At 58.5% G+C, this 15,852-nt stretch carries 14 protein-coding genes; 9 read left to right on the top strand and 5 right to left on the bottom strand.

The features are described 5' to 3' along the window. A partial coding sequence (locus HKN37_11015) for a hypothetical protein (GenBank protein NNE47179.1) occupies positions 1-476 on the bottom strand: 476 nt, incomplete at its 3' end. 426 nt (positions 477-902) lie between these two features. Here HKN37_11015 and HKN37_11020 point away from each other — a divergent pair. The 3 genes from HKN37_11020 to HKN37_11030 all read left to right on the top strand — a co-directional run bounded on the left by HKN37_11020 (position 903) and on the right by HKN37_11030 (position 4,952). Next, complete coding sequence (locus HKN37_11020; GenBank protein ID NNE47180.1) at positions 903-3,374, top strand: S9 family peptidase; 2,472 nt, start codon at positions 903-905, stop codon at positions 3,372-3,374. 185 nt (positions 3,375-3,559) lie between these two features. After that, positions 3,560-4,036, top strand: a complete 477-nt coding sequence (locus tag HKN37_11025) for a DinB family protein (protein ID NNE47181.1) — start codon at positions 3,560-3,562, stop codon at positions 4,034-4,036. A gap of 199 nt (positions 4,037-4,235) precedes the next feature. After that, positions 4,236-4,952 (top strand): NAD(P)H-binding protein, encoded by a 717-nt coding sequence (locus tag HKN37_11030; GenBank protein ID NNE47182.1) that lies wholly within the window; start codon positions 4,236-4,238, stop codon positions 4,950-4,952. Between the two features lie 200 nt (positions 4,953-5,152). Here the strand turns inward: HKN37_11030 and HKN37_11035 are convergent, their stop codons facing one another. Beyond that, positions 5,153-5,764, bottom strand: coding sequence for a DUF2911 domain-containing protein (locus HKN37_11035; GenBank protein ID NNE47183.1), 612 nt, complete (start codon positions 5,762-5,764; stop codon positions 5,153-5,155). Positions 5,765-6,643: 879 nt separating this feature from the next. Here HKN37_11035 and HKN37_11040 point away from each other — a divergent pair. The 3 genes from HKN37_11040 to HKN37_11050 all read left to right on the top strand — a co-directional run bounded on the left by HKN37_11040 (position 6,644) and on the right by HKN37_11050 (position 7,885). Then, positions 6,644-6,934 (top strand): DUF3303 family protein, encoded by a 291-nt coding sequence (locus tag HKN37_11040; protein NNE47184.1) that lies wholly within the window; start codon positions 6,644-6,646, stop codon positions 6,932-6,934. A gap of 232 nt (positions 6,935-7,166) precedes the next feature. Continuing rightward, the gene (locus tag HKN37_11045) at positions 7,167-7,340 is read left to right on the top strand and encodes a zinc ribbon domain-containing protein (GenBank protein ID NNE47185.1); all 174 of its coding nucleotides are present in this window, start codon (positions 7,167-7,169) and stop codon (positions 7,338-7,340) included. Positions 7,341-7,528: 188 nt separating this feature from the next. Next, entirely contained in the window at positions 7,529-7,885 is a 357-nt protein-coding gene (locus HKN37_11050; GenBank protein NNE47186.1) for an FKBP-type peptidyl-prolyl cis-trans isomerase, read from the top strand. A 184-nt stretch (positions 7,886-8,069) separates the two neighbouring features. Here the strand turns inward: HKN37_11050 and HKN37_11055 are convergent, their stop codons facing one another. Next, positions 8,070-8,261, bottom strand: coding sequence for a hypothetical protein (locus HKN37_11055; GenBank protein ID NNE47187.1), 192 nt, complete (start codon positions 8,259-8,261; stop codon positions 8,070-8,072). A gap of 351 nt (positions 8,262-8,612) precedes the next feature. Between HKN37_11055 and HKN37_11060 the strand changes: the two genes are divergently transcribed. After that, positions 8,613-9,827 carry a T9SS type A sorting domain-containing protein gene (locus HKN37_11060; GenBank protein ID NNE47188.1) on the top strand — a complete coding sequence of 405 codons (1,215 nt, stop codon included), beginning with the start codon at positions 8,613-8,615 and terminating at the stop codon, positions 9,825-9,827. A gap of 66 nt (positions 9,828-9,893) precedes the next feature. Here the strand turns inward: HKN37_11060 and HKN37_11065 are convergent, their stop codons facing one another. Further along, entirely contained in the window at positions 9,894-11,174 is a 1,281-nt protein-coding gene (locus tag HKN37_11065) for a class I SAM-dependent methyltransferase (GenBank protein ID NNE47189.1), read from the bottom strand. 339 nt (positions 11,175-11,513) lie between these two features. On the opposite strand from HKN37_11065, the gene HKN37_11070 reads away from it, so the two are divergent. Together HKN37_11070 and HKN37_11075 are read left to right on the top strand one after the other, a co-directional pair. Beyond that, entirely contained in the window at positions 11,514-12,326 is an 813-nt protein-coding gene (locus HKN37_11070; protein NNE47190.1) for a hypothetical protein, read from the top strand. Further along, positions 12,323-15,157, top strand: a complete 2,835-nt coding sequence (locus HKN37_11075; protein ID NNE47191.1) for a protein kinase — start codon at positions 12,323-12,325, stop codon at positions 15,155-15,157. The genes HKN37_11070 and HKN37_11075 overlap by 4 nt, the downstream gene beginning before the upstream one ends. A 40-nt stretch (positions 15,158-15,197) precedes the next feature. Here the strand turns inward: HKN37_11075 and HKN37_11080 are convergent. Continuing rightward, on the bottom strand, positions 15,198-15,852 hold a 655-nt coding region (locus HKN37_11080), incomplete at its 5' end, for a hypothetical protein (GenBank protein NNE47192.1).

Raw genomic sequence — 15,852 nt, forward strand, 5'->3', positions numbered from 1 at the left:
GCCAGGCGCTCGAACAATGAACGGGATCGTCCCAACATGCCGAGCCCGTACGCGGCGGTTGCCATCGAGATCCAGACATCCCAGGCTATGTCAAAGGCCAATTGTGTCTGGTTCATAGCGCGTACGGCCCATTGCGCCGCCACCTTTGCCTGTCCATCATCTAGAGCGCGTGCGTCGGCCAAAAGTGTAACGCGCAAGCTGGACTGAACCGTGATCATGATGAGAAACGTCCCAACCGCCAGGGCCGAACAGATCAATGCTGTTTGCAGAGCCGGGGATGTCCGTCCACGACCAATGAAGACGACCAGAGAGATGCATGCCAGAAGCAGGGTTGGCGGGAAAGCCAGGGCAAACCACATGGCAGACTGCCCTCCCAGGTCCACCCAGAACCCGAAGACGTAGGTAAGTCCGGCAAGTGGGGCGGCGCAGGCACCGATTCTCATCCAGAGTATGAGGGAGCGGTCAGACTGTTTCATGATTTGGAAGTTGGATTGTGCGGGAATCTATGGCTACTCGATCGAGTGGATGTAAGTGATCGTAGGAGCACCCAGCCCTCGAATGAGCCGCCGTGAAGACGACCGCGCACATGTCGCATCAGGTCCGATTCCGCAGATCGTAAACCAGCGCTACGCAACAATAAGGCGTCGGGTTGCTGATGTAGGTCCTGGAATACAAGACCGTAAGCCGACTAACACATGGCCCCAATCACTATCGTCTTCTGGCCTTGTCCGGACCAGCGTCGTGGTTTCCTCGGCTGAAATCGTTGCCAACAACATGCTTCGGTTGTGGCCGATTCTATGCTATCCCGAGGCTCCTTCTCCCACTTGAACAGCAGTCGAGTCGGGCCTACCTTCTCGCGAAGGCAACTGCTCACTGAAGAACGCCCGAATGCGGACAGGACCATGACACACGAATTATCCGATCGCCATCTATTACTCCCAGTTTTGTTCGTCGTCTGCCTCGTCGCCGGTACAATCGATGCCGTGGCCCAGGACGTTTATCAGCAGCCTCCAGACGCGCTCGCGGCGTTGGTGGATGCGCCGACGACTCCAGCCGTCAGCCTCAGCCCTGACCGTTCACACCTGCTCTTGATGCACCGACCAAACCTCCCGTCGATAGCCGAGGTAGCCGCTCCCGAATTGCGACTTGCAGGTCTCCGGGTCAACCCGCGCAACAACGGGCCCAGCCGGTCCCGTCCTTACCGTTCGTTGACAATTCGTGACCTTGCCGGGGATGAGATTGCCGTCCGGGGCATCCCCGCGGAGGGCCGAATCAGGAATGTCAGTTGGTCGCCCGACAGTCGACACATAGCGTTTACGGTTGATCTGGAAGATCGGATCGAATTGTTCGCGGTGCCCGTCAGCACCGGTGCGGCGCGCAGACTGTTGAATTCGGTTAGCGACGCGTTTTACGGTGCGCCGTTCGACTGGGTGCCTGGCAGCAACTCGCTCGTTGTCCGAACGATTCCGGAGAGTGCGGTCGCGCCACCAACGGCACGTGCCGTGCCGGCGGGTCCGATCATCCAGGAGGCGACGGGTGAGGAAGCGCAGGCCCGCACGTATCAGGACTTGCTCAGCAGTCCACACGACGAGGCTCTGTTTACGTACTACGTGACGAGCCAGCTCGTGCACGTTGACATCGACGGTGGGGCCGAACCCATCGGTGACCCGCAACTTTTCTACGCGCCAGATCTTTCTCCTGATGGCCGCTTCGTGCTCGTGGAGTATCTGAAGAAACCCTATTCCTATCTCGTTCCGGCGTACCGATTTCCGGTGACGACCGAGGTCTGGGACCTGAAGGGACAACTGATTCAGAGTGTGGCAGATCTTCCCCTCGCTGAGGCTGTTCCGACGGCTTTCGGATCGGTTCGGGAGGGTGTTCGGTCCGTCGGTTGGAGGGCGGATACCCCCGCGACTCTGTCGTGGGTCGAGGCCCGCGATGGCGGCGACGCCCGCGTCGAGGCCGATGTCCGCGACGAGGTCTTTCAGCAATCGGTTCCTTTCGACGGACCACCGACCGCACTGGCAACGCTGCCTCTGCGCTACGGTGGCATCCTATGGGGTGACGGCGACCTGGCGCTCGTGTATGAGTCGTGGTGGTCGACGCGAACGCGCCGGGTGTATGCTGTCGATCCCGACGACTCTATGAAGGACGCCCGCGTGATCATGGACTACTCGTCTGAAGACCGGTATAACGATCCGGGACAACCCCTCACACGGGCCACCGATGCGGGTACACGAGTACTCATCACGGCGGACGGTGGGAGTTCGATCTTTCTCAGCGGAGCCGGTGCCTCCCCGGAAGGCAACCGACCCTTTCTGCGGCGCATGGATCTGGAGTCGCTCACAACGACTGAGTTTTTCCGGTCCGAAGCCCCGAACTACGAGTCGGTAGCCGCCCTTCTGGATCCGGAATCGATGACATTGCTGACCCGTCGTGAATCCGCCGACGAGCCGCCGAACTACTATCTGCGGGATCTGAAGACTGGGGATCTGGTGGCGCTGACGAACTTCCCGCATCCCTATCCGCAACTCGCCGGGGTCAGCAAGGAGACGATTCAGTACGAAAGGGAAGACGGCATTTCGCTCACGGCAACGCTGTATCTCCCGGCCGGGTATGAATCGGAGCGCGACGGTCCGTTGCCCGCGCTCGTCTGGGCGTATCCGCGTGAGTTCAAGAGCGCCGACGCTGCCGGTCAGCGCTACGACTCGCCCTACCAGTTCAAGTATGTGAGCTACTGGGGAGCAGTGCCGTACGTGACGCAGGGCTATGCCGTAATCAACAACGCGTCGATGCCGATTGTAGGTGAGGGCGAAGAAGAGCCGAACGACTCGTTCCGCGAACAACTCGTCGCCAACGCGGCGGCCGCAATAGAAGAGGGAGCACGGCGGGGCGTCGTTGATCCGAACCGTGTGGCGATTGGAGGTCACTCCTACGGTGCCTTCATGACAGCTAACCTGCTTGCCCATTCCAACCTCTTTCGAGCCGGAATCGCCCGGAGTGGCGCATATAACCGCACGCTCACGCCATTCGGCTTCCAGGCGGAAGAGCGGCTGTTCTGGGACGCACCGGACATCTACTACAACATGTCTCCGTTCATGCACGCAGAGAAGGTGGACGAACCGATCCTGCTGATCCACGGCGAGGCGGACAACAACTCGGGGACATACCCGCTCCAGAGTCGGCGATATTACAATGCTCTGAAAGGACTCGGGAAGACTGCTCGCCTTGTGATGCTGCCGCACGAGAGCCACGGGTATCGGGCGAGAGAGTCTATCATGCACATGCTGTGGGAGACGAATCGCTGGCTGGATCTGCACGTCAAGAACGCCGCGCCAACCGCCGGTTCAGGCGTGGAGGATCCGATCGGTTAAGGGTATCGGCGGATTACAGGAAAGTCTACTATTCGACCGCAAGACGCTGGTCACAAGGAATCCCAGCCCGGAGATCGGCGGAGAGGAGGAGCACGCAAGGGCCGCGACTGCAGTTGTCGTGAAGTTTATCTTTCTTCCCGCATCGGATAGCACTCGTCCTATTCAAACAGGAGGCACAACAGACCATGGTAAAAGATGGACTAATCCTCGAGCTGAAGGGCTCGCAGGCTTTCTTCGAACGGAGCACGGATTGTCTCTCTGAGGAGGACTCCGTGTTTCGCCCCGCGGAGGGAATGTACTCCGTCGCGTCGCATGTCGCGCATGCAGCGCAAACCGTCGACTGGTTCATCGACGGTATGTTTAGTCCTGACGGCTTCGATCTTGATTTCCAGAAACACATAGACGAGGCTGTGGCGTGTACCTCGCTGACCGAAGCACGACAGCGGTTCAGCAAGGCGTTCTCCAACGCGGCGGAGGTTCTTGCAACCAAATCAGATTCTGATTTGATGACGCCTCTGCCAGACGGACCGGTCATGGGTGGTGCTCCCCGGCTGTCAGTGATCAGCGCCATGACAGAGCACACGGCACATCATCGCGGTGCGCTCTCCGTATACTCACGGCTGCTGGGCAAGGAACCCAAAATGCCGTACGGCGACATGTAAACCGGAGGACCGGTCGCGAGCCAGCCACAGCATGACGTAGGGAACTCGTCACAGGTTACTGCGGTGCGTGTGTCGCAAAAATCGCGGCCAGGTGACGGTCAGCTGTCCCTCGACAGATTCCGTCGCCACCATGATGCGTGCTGTGCCGCGAATCCGAAGTCATTGCGCGGCAGGTTATCGGACTTAGGAGATACGCACTATGAAGGTCTGTATCATCGGGGCCTCAGGAAAACTCGGGAAGTACATGGTCCAGCATTCGCTCGACCGCGGTTACGAAGTGGTCGGAGTGTGCAGGGAAAAGAGCGTTGGTAAGCTCGATGCGTTCAACGGGCGCATCAATGTCGTGCCGGGAGCGACAAACGACGGAGATGTCATTGGGACGGCGCTGGAAGGGTGCCAAGGAGTGCTCACCGTCTTAGTTCCTTGGGGGGTAAGCGGGTACTCGTCCGGCACCGCGCAGGCAGTCCTGGATCATGCCGCCCCGGGCGCGCGCCTAGTGTTTTCGTGCGGGTGGCATATCACACGTGATGGCCAGGACGTCTACTCTCGCGCCTTCAAATGGGGCGTTGCCGCGTTCAGTTGGGTTGCTCGGGTCTTTCGGGTCGCGGACATCGATGACCAGGTAGAGGCCTGTCGGCGGGTGTTTGCGAGTGATACCCTGTGGACCGTAGTTCGCGGAAGTGGTCTCGAAGAGGGCGAGAGCCAGGGACTGCCCGTATGGAGCCCACACGTCGGAGACCCGATACTCAAGAGCGATATCACGCGCCGTGTGGACTTTGCGCTATTCATGGTGGAGGCGCTCGCTAATGACGAACTGATACATGAGGCTCCGGCAATCGTCGGGCGCCAGACTCCGTCGGCGCTTGCATACGCCTCAAACGCAGCCATCAGCAAGCCGGGCATTGGAAGTGTTTAACTCGGTCGGTCAAGAAGTGGCTGAGTTCGTAAACACTCGCAAAGAGACGGCTACGCTGTAGCGTTCGAGCCGTACAGTCATTCCGGCTTTCTGAATCATAGCCGCATGACCTCACCGGCGTCTTCGCCACGGCGAAAGACGTTGTTGATCCAGTAGCGTCAGAAGAAACCGCGGCTGGCCAGGGGAGACGGTTCTCTGAATCAGTGGACCCGAATCGGCGCCCGCACTTCCGTTTGTTCCCAGCGCATCACCATATCCGCTCCAGACTTTGACTCCTCGAGCGAGATAGTGAATGGGTCGGCAGTTTCATCTTCCGCCAGCATATGAACCGGGAGCGTCACGGCGAACACATCGTTGTTCGCCTGGTAGACGTCCGGCGTGAACACGCCGGTTTCCTGGTTGAAGATGCCGGTGCCGTCAAGTCCGAGCTGCGGACTGATGTGAACCACCCAGGCATCGGGGCCGGGTTCAGTGTAGATAGAATAAGTGCCCGGATCGAGGTGGTTTCCCGCCAACATCACCGGGCCCGTCACCGTGATCTCGGTAGATTCGCTCGCGCCGGTTCTCCAGATCTGCCCGAACGGGACAAGGAACGTCGTGCTGTCGGTATTGGCGCCAAAGATTGCACGCCCACGCACGTATGGACGACCGTACGTGACCTTCACGTACGTATCACCGATGTGCGTCCGGGCGATCCCGATCGGACTAAGTCGACGCGATGGATGAAGATCCTGGGCGTCCACCGTCTCGAAAGCCATCGTCATAACGAGAGCGACGAGGATTGCGAGGCGTGGATTGAAATAGATTCGCATTGCGGTTGTAGTTCTGTTTCTGCTTCTCTTAACCAAACGTGTCGGGGCGCTAGCGAACACTGGAATCAACATGAGTCGTCCGCCAGCTTGTCACGAACTTCGCGAGTATAGACAATTGCGGTCAAATGTGTGCGGCGACCTTTCTTGAGCGACCCAGATCAAATAGTCTCCGGAGTTTCAAATGCAAGCCGAAGCCTGACGATCGCAAATCTCCGAAAAACATGCATTTATATGGTAACAAACTTTTCAACATGAGCATGTCGCAAGTCCTACTCAGTCGAAAGGGTCGCCATACTCTGAGGTTGTGGGCCATCCTGGGTTCCGCACTTCTGCTGGAGCTCGCTTTCATCGTGAGATTCGTCGGTTAGGCCGTCCCCTGTAGTGGCGGCAGCCTCCTGCAGCCGCACATCGATCGCAACCGCTTGGCCCGGTTGCGACTTACTATTATCAGCAGCTACCGGGAGAGTGGAGCGGCTGGAGCGCTGAGTGTACGAGACGACCACTGCGGGAGCGAAGATTCACCGGTGGCAAACGACACGGCGCAGTCTACGAGCCGGCGTCTTCTTGCGTCGGACGGGACTCAGCTATGATGCGGGTCCAAGGCGTCATCACCGTCTGTCTGCCCGCAATATGTAACTGAGTCGCCGCCCGAACACTACGGCACGCCTTGCAAAGACAGCCGGCGGCGGATTGCGTTCATGGTGCCTCTGACATGGGTGAGGCCTGTCGCGTCAAACCGCAATTAGATTGTCGGCGTTGGAAATCATATCATAGGCGACGGCAATCCGCCGTCAGGCGGTCGAAGTCTCACCACTTCGAGCCACGTGCGTGTCATTCCGCGCACAAGTGTTTTCGTTAATCGAATCGAGGATAGAACTGATGAAGTTCCTTGTTAACTGGCGAGTCCACGAAGACAAACGACACGAAGTCCTGAAGGCATTCTCCGAGATGTCGGCGAAAGATGACCAGGCCGATCTGGGCGACAGAATAAAACTCATCGGACGGTGGCATGACCTGGTGGGGTTCACTGGTGCCGCGGTTGTTGAGTCCGATGACCCGCAGGCGGTTGCCGACTGGCTCCTCAACTGGAACGGCGTGCTCGATGCCGAAGCGACGCTCGTACTTGATGACGAAGAGGCCAGAGCGGTCGGGCGAAAGAAGCTGGCATAACGTTAGCCGCTGATCCGGTGTCGCTCGAGTGTACGAACAGCATCTCTCCGGCGCCCCGTGTTCGCCTCCGGTCGGCCAACGGCGGAGCGAACAGCGCTTGCTCGTCACTATCTGGATCGTATCCGGGTTCCGCAAGAAGCCCGTCTTGCGCCTGTGAGCCGGGCTTTTTACTTAGTGGTTGCGACATCGGACCGTCGCCGTTGCAATCCGGGCAAGTTTGAAACAATAGAGAATGGCTGATTCGTTTGAATGCCCGTCATGCGCCATGGATGTGCACGGACGTCGCGCCGACTACGAGACCTGCCCCTATTGCGGCTACGAATTTCCCCGCCAGAAGACAAGCTACACCGCGGTCGCCGTTCTGCTCCTGCTACTGATGCTGTTCTTTGCGCTGTACTTGATGTAACCGTCAACGCGTAGCTCTGGCAGATCGTACAGCTGAATTCGTGTCCAGGGACCTGGCACAGAACTAACGGTTTGCTGACCGATTGAAGGACAGCGGCGACCAGTGAAGTGATCTTCGAACCAGCGTCGATGACGAACGGATGTCGCCAGATGCGTGAGTTGTTTCCTCTACCAACCAACCCCGAGATCATGACAACCGATAGTGGACTGAAAATAGAAGTAATCGAACAGGGCGACGGCGACCCTATTTCAGCCGGCAGCACGGCGGTCGTCCATTACACCGGCTGGCTGTTCGATGCGTCAGCCGCTGACAATCGCGGCAAGAAATTCGACAGTTCCCGCGATCGTGGCGACACGTTCTCGTTTCCGCTCGGCGCCGGCCGCGTGATTTCAGGGTGGGATCAAGGCGTCGAGGGTATGGCGGTCGGGGAGAGACGAATCCTCGTCATCCCGCCGGATCTCGGTTATGGTGCGCGTGGTGCTGGTGGCGCAATACCGCCACATGCCACACTCGTTTTCGAGGTCGAACTGGTCGGTATCAGGTAGCGACTCCCTGGTTCGGAATGTTCGGCGGCAAGTGACGTCGCCCGGCCCCGGAGAAACATCATCGCCCGGGGCCCGCCGTGCGGTAATGCTGCTCCATATAATGTGGCGTCGCTCGGCTGAAGAACACGGTACCACACGGCCCGGTGAGCCCGCGTCGGTCCCGATCGCCGTGATAACGGCAGGGTCATTTCACACGCCGTTTTTCGTCCGAGGCCTCCAGGTCAGCTCGAAATTCCTCCCAGCTTATTCGTCCCTCCACGGCGTCCATAAACCTGGGCCGGATCTCGTCGTCGATCTCCATCTCATGCATCGCCTGCCAGAACGGCTGCCACTCGTCGTCGAGACCCGTTGTTTCATCTGATTCTGGATCTGTCATCGGGCAACACCTTAGTCTGAGATGGCACGCCGGACTCCGGATCCGCACAGACGGAGCATGGGAAAAGCTCATGTACGACACGGATCCTTGCGCGCCTCTCTCACACTCCGTACGATCATGGAGGCCCGTAGTTACACAACGTACGTGACGAAGCGGGTCGGAGGGCGGAGGTTGTCCAACCGTCGATTTCAGGGTTTTCCCGGCAGACCGCGACCCCTCACTGTCCGTAGGTAGTGAGATGAGTTCGAGACTTGACCGAACGCGTCGTCAATTCTTGTCCATGCCATCCGGTCGAGAATCCCCATGAGGTCAACGACACAATCTTTTGCACGGTCAGTGTTTATATGTTGCGTGGCGAGTTCTAGCCTGTCGATACAGACCGCAGTCGGGCAGTCCGCCGCGTTGTCACAGGGGTCAATTCACGCGGAGCAATACGTTCCTGATGTAGTGCATGATGCCTCAACCGTCAGATACGGCACGACCAATTGGGGATACAACTACGACAGCTTGCTGGTCGATCTCGCGATATGGCAGCGCAGTCCGTTTGTCGAGCTTCGTCAGCCGGGCGAAAGCGTTCAAGGTCGCTCGTTGTGGCTAGTTACGGTGACGGATACGGTGGAACGACAGCCTCCCCGATTCCGCGTCTCAATGCACGCACGAACCCATCCAAGCGAAGTCGAGTCGCTGTATACGACCCGCGAGATCATTCGTATCCTGGCGGGGGACAGCCCGCTCGCGCAAGGACTCCGCAGCACGTGCGTGTTCAACATCATGCCCATGTATAACCCCGATGGTGTTGAACTCGGATTCGCCCGCCAGAACGCAAACGGCGTGGACCTCGAGAGAGGCTGGGACACGCCACAGCCGGAGCCTGAAGTCGCGACGCTACGGAAGCTGTTCGAGGAGTACATGACTTCTGAGTCACCCGTACGTATTGCGCTTAACATGCACGCCGACGGCAGCAGTCGATCGAGATACTTCGTCTATCATCATGAGAACGGGACATCGGCTTTGTACGCGGCGCAAGAGCGAACATTCATTCGAAGCGTGCGCCACTACTGGCCGCAGGGAATTCTCGATTGGGACGGGTTCATCAGCTGGACGACGCAAACGCCGACTGTATATCCGGAGAGCTGGTTCTGGCTGAACCACGGCGACGCGGTACTGGCCCTGACGTATGAAGAGATCCGGACCCAGAATGTTACCGAATTTGCGGTCTCTGCGGCCGCATTGCTAAACGGTATTTCAGACTATCTGGGCAGCATAGATCCGGTAGCATTTGGTGATCCATCAATGGCTGCGTCTACAGTTGTCTTGTTTCAGAACTACCCCAACCCGTTCAGCATGAACACGACCATTTCCTACACGCTGCCTGCGCTGGCCGACGCTACGGTGATGGTCTTCGACGTGCTAGGAAGACGAGTCCGCGTCCTCGCCTCCGGAACGAAGCCGGCGGGGCGATACGACGTGTCCTTTGATGCCGCGGGACTTCCGACTGGCATTTATCTGTACCGACTGCAGGCCGGGGACTACGTCGAGACGAGGCGAATGGTGGTCGCGAGATAGACGAACGGTCGGCCGGCCAGCACTACGCCTGGCGGAGTCCATCGCACTCCGGTCCTGCCCTGCGATTTAGTCCGCGGGTTCGGCAACCAGCTTATTCGGAACAGTCTCGCGGCCGTTATGCGATTTCTCCGCGTACATCCAGTCACGCGTAAGCGGTCGTTCGTTGTCGACGCCCGGCGTCATGATGATCTGATACAGTTCGTTGGTACCGTATCGCATGAGCGCAACACCATGGCTAAGGTAAATGCGAAACAGGCGAACGAGTTGCTCATCATACATCTCGCGGATCTCATCCACGTGTGCCTCAAACGCATCCAGCCACCGCTGGGTCGTGTAGGAGTAATGCAGCCGCAGGTTCTCGACGTCCATGATTCGCATCTCGAGTTTTTGCGCGCACAGAGAGATCTCTGAAAGCGTCGCAGTATACACACCGGGGAACACGTGCTTGTTGCCGAACGCTAGGCTCTGTCCGGGTTTCATCTTCCCGATCGTGTGAATTACGAGTGTGCCGTTCGGCTTGAGCGACTGCTTGGCGATGGAAAAGAACAGGTCGTGGTTTCGCTCTCCGATGTGTTCCATGCAGCCCACCGAAACGACCTTGTCAAACACGCGGCCCTGCTTCGGCAGATCCCGATAGTCGGCATGCTCTACATGGATTCGGTCCTGCAACCCCGCTTTCTGGATACGCCGATTCGATTCCTCCGCCTGCTCCTTCGACAGGGTCACGCCGACGCCGGTGATCCCGTAATGCTGAGCAGCGTAAATCATCATGCCTCCCCATCCGCAGCCGATGTCGAGAAGCGTTTCTCCAGGCTGAAGAAGGAGTTTGCGGCACAGGTGTTCGCGTTTCTGATCCTGTGCGAGATCGATGGAATCGTCGGGCGTCTTGAAGTACCCGCAGGTATACTGCATGTCCTTGTCGAGCCACAGCGCATAGAAGTCGTTACCGAGGTCGTACGGCTCGGAGATATATCGCTTGTCGTTCTCGTACGTGTGCCGCTGATACAGATACTGCCAGAACACGCGCGCCTGGTTCGGAAGATTTCTGAGGATGTTGGTCGGACTATAGACGACTTTGCGGAAGGCGTCTACCAGATTGGTCGTCATCACCATCGTCATCAGGTCGACCATGTTCCCCTCGATGTCGATGTCGCCGACCATATAGGCCTCGCCGAAACCGAGGTCGACGTTGACGAGAATGGCGCGCATCACTTTCTCCGTCCGGAAGATCAGATTGAACCGTGGTTCGCCATCGCCGCCATACTTGACGACGGACCCATCCGGGTATGTGATGCGGAACGGCATTCCGCTTGCCTGCGAAAAGAGACGGTCAAATAGATCTTTCATGGGGCCGGGTGGAGTGAGGATTCGAGTCGGGCGCTATTGCTCCCAGGCGAGCAGGGGAGGCGAGTTTCCAACGATAAGGTACTCGATCTGGAGGATTTCATGCGAGTGGCGGGACCTGAACTTGATTCGTGCCGGAATCGGACCAGCTCACTGTCGAGTTGTGCTGAGAGCGCTGGAGAAAACGGCGTGACGGGTTGTGGTGCCCGATCGGGGTAACTGATACGGAGACGTTCACGGGTCGCGGATTCTCCCGCGCTTTTCGTCGCAATCGACTGTAAAACAGGCGCCATCCGCGACTATCAGGGATTCCCCCCTTGCATGTTTGCCTGAATCTGACTTATGCATCACGTAAGGATTCGGCGAAGAGGTTCCGACGAACGGAAGGGTCTGTTGTCAAATAATGAGACCCGGCGTCGACACAATATCCATGTCAATCCTACGGTGGGGACGCGGGACCTCGCGGGTATTACGACCCGGGCGCATGTTGGCGCAGCCATGCAGTTCGCAGATGAGGGTGAGCTCACGGCACTGCTACGGAACAGCAGTGGGCCGGGCGCCGACGGGCGCGACGAACTCGTAGTCGGTCTGCATCGGCAGTTGTCCGTCGAAGCGACCCGATTTACGTTGCCGCTGAACGGCACAGTCACGATTGACATCGGGTCGGCGGTTCGAGAGGTTCTGAGCCGTACTCGAAGTCCGGCCCTGGCCGACTACGGCACCCGTGCCCGGCTTCTCAGGGCCACGTCGTGTGCGTTGCGACAGCTACTCGTCGAGTGCGCTGAACGCTGTTGCGACGGAGGGGACACAACCAGTCAACCGGGCGTCGGCGACGATCCCGACGGTTTCCGTCGAGAAGCAAATGATCAATCACTCGCTGATCCGAGAGTGGGGCGCGTGGTCTTCGGCGAGCAGACGATAAGCGCTCTGCTCAAACTCGATTCCGCGCTGACGTCGCTCGAAGCCATCGACGCTGTCAGGGCGGACGTGGCAACATGTGTCCTCTTCGGCCGCTTGAGCGCCTCTGAGATCGCCGCAGCCCACGGCTGCCAACTCGCGATTATCAAGAAGCACTGGGCGTTGGGGCACATATGGTTACACCGACAAATGGAGAATCCGAAACGTCCCTCGGTGCAAGACGGGCGACAGCCATGAAAGTCCTGGATCCGGAGCGAGTCGAATCCATCTTCGCCGATGTGGTAGATCTGCCGGGCGAAGAGAGGCTTCGTGCGCTCGACAATGCCTGTCGCGCGGATCAGGATCTCAAAGCAGAGATTTTGGACTTGATCAAGGCGCACGAGGAAGCCATTCGTTTCTTCGATGACCTCGGACCGATTTTCCCATCCGATTCGCTGTCTGAAGTCCTCGATGACGACCAGCGAGTCGACCCGTACGGACTGCTGGGGAAGATGGTCTCGCATTTTCGAGTTGAAGAGCACCTCGGCGGCGGAGGCATGGGTGTCGTCTATCGGGCCCATGACGCGAATTTACCGCGCGACGTGGCGCTCAAGTTCCTGCCGCCGGAAATGAGCCGTGACGAGTCGGCAGTCTCGCGGTTCAAGCATGAGGTGAACGCGGCTTCGTCGCTGAATCATCCCAACATCGCCGTGGTGCATGAAGTCGGACGATTGGATGATGGTCAACTCTTCGTCGCTATGGCTTATTACGACGGAGAGACGCTCAAGAAGAAGATCGATCGCGGGCCGCTTCCGGTCGCCCGCGTGATCGACTACGGAATCGGGATCACGGCCGGATTAGCCGAAGCACATGAAAACGGAATCGTGCACCGGGACGTCAAGCCGGCGAACGTGATGGTGACGCGACGTGGCCACATCAGGCTGCTCGACTTCGGTGTGGCCAAGGTGGCGAGCCAGAGTACGCTGACTCCGCAAGGCTCTATTGTCGGTACCCCTGGCTACATGGCTCCCGAACAGATCCGGGGCGAAGGTGTGGATGCCCGTACCGATGTCTGGGCTACGGGCCTGCTATTGTACGAGATGCTCACTGGTGTCCATCCGTTTCTGGCAGAGCATCAGCAGGCGACTATCTATCAGGTACTCAATGTCGATCCGCCGGCGATCGCTCTCAATCGTCCGGATGTGCCGGACGGATTGGTGGACGTTATCAGTCGGTGTCTTGTCAAGGATCGATCCGAGCGGTTGCAGTCGGTTGAGGAGCTCGGGAACGAGCTTCGGAAGCTGAAGGAGCCGCGGCCCTTGCCGGAATCGCCTGGGTCGCCTGAACCCGTGTCATGGCTGGACCGGGCCACGGATCGCATGATGAGAATGGCGTGGCCCGGCAAGATGGCAGCCGTTTTGCTATCACTGTTCGTCTTGACCCTCGCTGTCGACAATCTCATTGACTCCTGTACCCTGCCTCCAGCAGAACCGGTTGATCTCGCCGTCTTGCCCTTTGTCAACGTTGGCGCCGACTCGATGCTGGTGAACGGATTGTACCAGGCCATCACGAGCAGTCTGGTGCGACTCGAAGGACGCAGCGGCGGGCTCTCCGTCGTTCCGACAGATGACATCCTCTATCGAGAAGTCAGTAGTCCGCAAGGTGCAGCCGAGAAGTTCGGTGTCGATCTGGTGATCCGTCCGAGCGCGCAGGACGCAACGGACGAGTTACTCGTGCAGCTCGACCTTGTTGAATTCCCTGACGCCCGCGTCGCGGACAGTCGTCTCCTACGAATCCCGTACTCCGACATCGGGAGACTGCAAGAGGAGGTGGTTGTCGGTCTCGCCGGCCTGCTCGGTCTGTACGTCGATCTCGACGTCCTGGACGAACTCAGTGTGGGGAGTACGGCCGTATCGGATGCCTATTTGGAGTACACGCGTGCAAGAGGCTACCTGTTCGAGAGCGAAGACGAGGCGAACGTGGATGCGGCGATCGATCTCCTGAAAGCCGCCGTGAGCGAGGATGACACGTATGCGATTGCACACGCTGCCCTGGGCGAGGCCTATCTGCAGAAGTACAAACTCACGAGAGATGCTCAGTTCATTGATCTGGCCGTTCAGCATGGTACCAGGGCTCGTGATCTGAATAAGGATCTCGCTCCTGCCCGAATCGCACTTGGATTGACGTATCTCGAGCGAGGTGAGATCGACAATGCCGAAAACGAATTCATTCGGGCTCAATCGCTCCTACCCAATTCGGCAGCGGTCCACTACAATCTGGGCAAGATCTATGGCCTCCGAGACCAGGTCATCAAGGCCGAGCAATACTATCAGAAGGCCATTGAGCTGAAGCCGGACTACTGGCAGTACAATAATGGTCTGGGGATCTTCTATCACTATGAAGGCCGGCATGAGGAAGCTGCATCGTGTTTCCGAAGGGTGATCGAGCTTCGCCCGGACAACCCGTGGGGATATAACAATCTCGGCGCCCAGTACAGGGAGCTCGGGCGGTGGGAGGATGCGATGGCGCAGTTCATTTACGCCACGGAGGTCGATACAAATACGACATCTGCGGTGGCGTTCGCGAATGACAACATCGCACGCCTGTACTATTCGCATCGCGACTTCGAGCAGGCGGCTCACTGGTTCGAGCGTGCGATTAGTGTCCAGGAGCTCGATTACGATAGCTGGGATCAACTCGGTAACGCGTATTGGAAGACCGAGCGTGAGGAGGAAGCACTTGACGCGTGGTGGCGGGTAATTGGACTGGCTTCGGATCGCCTCGAGATCAATCCCAATGATCGCAACGCACTGAACTATATCGCGGAGGCGTATGCGAAGCTCGGGCAACCTGATCTCGCCCGATCGGCCATGTACCACCTGCTGTCACTTGAACGAATTCAGCCGTCAGACCTAGTGGTGGCCGCAAAGGTGCATGAGATACTGGCCCGCCGGGATTCCGCGCTCTATTACGTAGAGCAAGCGCTGGACAGGGGAGCGACGCTCGAAGATATCGAGGTGTCAATCTGGCTGGATGATCTGCGGATATCCGACGGGTACAAAAGGCTGACTAACGACCGTAGGAGTTGATGGATCAGGTCTGATGTGCCATTAGCACAACGTTACTTGATCACCGGTCCGAGCAGGGCAGGGGCGGCGTCCACCACGATACACCTCGCCGTAGTTTCAGAGCAACCCGAAAGCCCCAGTGTTGAGGATCGTCGCCTGGCCCGAGAACCTGTTCAGCAAAGACTGACACGTCGACCCGAAACCTCCCCCGAACATCGATTCCGGTGCCGGCCGTCACCGCGACGGATGGGCTCCACTGACTCTTATCTCCCACAACGCCTACACCGACTGCCGCAAACGGAGCGTACTTCTTTGGCCGTGTCTGCCTATGCAGATAGCTCTTACCCCACGCTGACAGTCCGACCCATGTGCTGTCGGTGCCCGGGCGGCGAATATCTCGCACGCTCGATCCAAAGAGCTTGGCATTGACTTGTGCCTCTAGAGAAAAATGCGGGCTGACCGGTAGTTCGATGTCGGTATCCAGGACGGCACCACTGGTTGAGCCAAAGAACTGTCCAATGTGTACGCTCCACCATCGTTGCATCGGCAGTGGAAGCGGCTGCATGGAGTAGTTCACACCCCCAATTCGATGCACTAGGAGAGCTCCGGCATCCAGTTCATCCTGCGACGCATCAATCACGGCCGAGTAGGATCCATCTAGATTGTCGACGAACCGGACCGTGTCGCGCGAACTCGGCCACTTCTCACCCGGCGTC

Source organism: Rhodothermales bacterium, assembly GCA_013002345.1.
Taxonomy (GTDB): domain Bacteria; phylum Bacteroidota; class Rhodothermia; order Rhodothermales; family JABDKH01; genus JABDKH01.

Bases quoted from the DNA above. Each gene is read 5' to 3' on its own strand.
- HKN37_11020 (NNE47180.1), top strand. From the start codon at position 903: ATGACACACGAATTATCCGATCGCCATCTATTACTCCCAGTTTTGTTC.
- HKN37_11025 (NNE47181.1), top strand. From the start codon at position 3,560: ATGGTAAAAGATGGACTAATCCTCGAGCTGAAGGGCTCGCAGGCTTTC.
- HKN37_11030 (NNE47182.1), top strand. From the start codon at position 4,236: ATGAAGGTCTGTATCATCGGGGCCTCAGGAAAACTCGGGAAGTACATG.
- HKN37_11035 (NNE47183.1), bottom strand. From the start codon at position 5,764: ATGCGAATCTATTTCAATCCACGCCTCGCAATCCTCGTCGCTCTCGTT.
- HKN37_11040 (NNE47184.1), top strand. From the start codon at position 6,644: ATGAAGTTCCTTGTTAACTGGCGAGTCCACGAAGACAAACGACACGAA.
- HKN37_11045 (NNE47185.1), top strand. From the start codon at position 7,167: ATGGCTGATTCGTTTGAATGCCCGTCATGCGCCATGGATGTGCACGGA.
- HKN37_11050 (NNE47186.1), top strand. From the start codon at position 7,529: ATGACAACCGATAGTGGACTGAAAATAGAAGTAATCGAACAGGGCGAC.
- HKN37_11055 (NNE47187.1), bottom strand. From the start codon at position 8,261: ATGACAGATCCAGAATCAGATGAAACAACGGGTCTCGACGACGAGTGG.
- HKN37_11065 (NNE47189.1), bottom strand. From the start codon at position 11,174: ATGAAAGATCTATTTGACCGTCTCTTTTCGCAGGCAAGCGGAATGCCG.
- HKN37_11070 (NNE47190.1), top strand. From the start codon at position 11,514: ATGCATCACGTAAGGATTCGGCGAAGAGGTTCCGACGAACGGAAGGGT.
- HKN37_11075 (NNE47191.1), top strand. From the start codon at position 12,323: ATGAAAGTCCTGGATCCGGAGCGAGTCGAATCCATCTTCGCCGATGTG.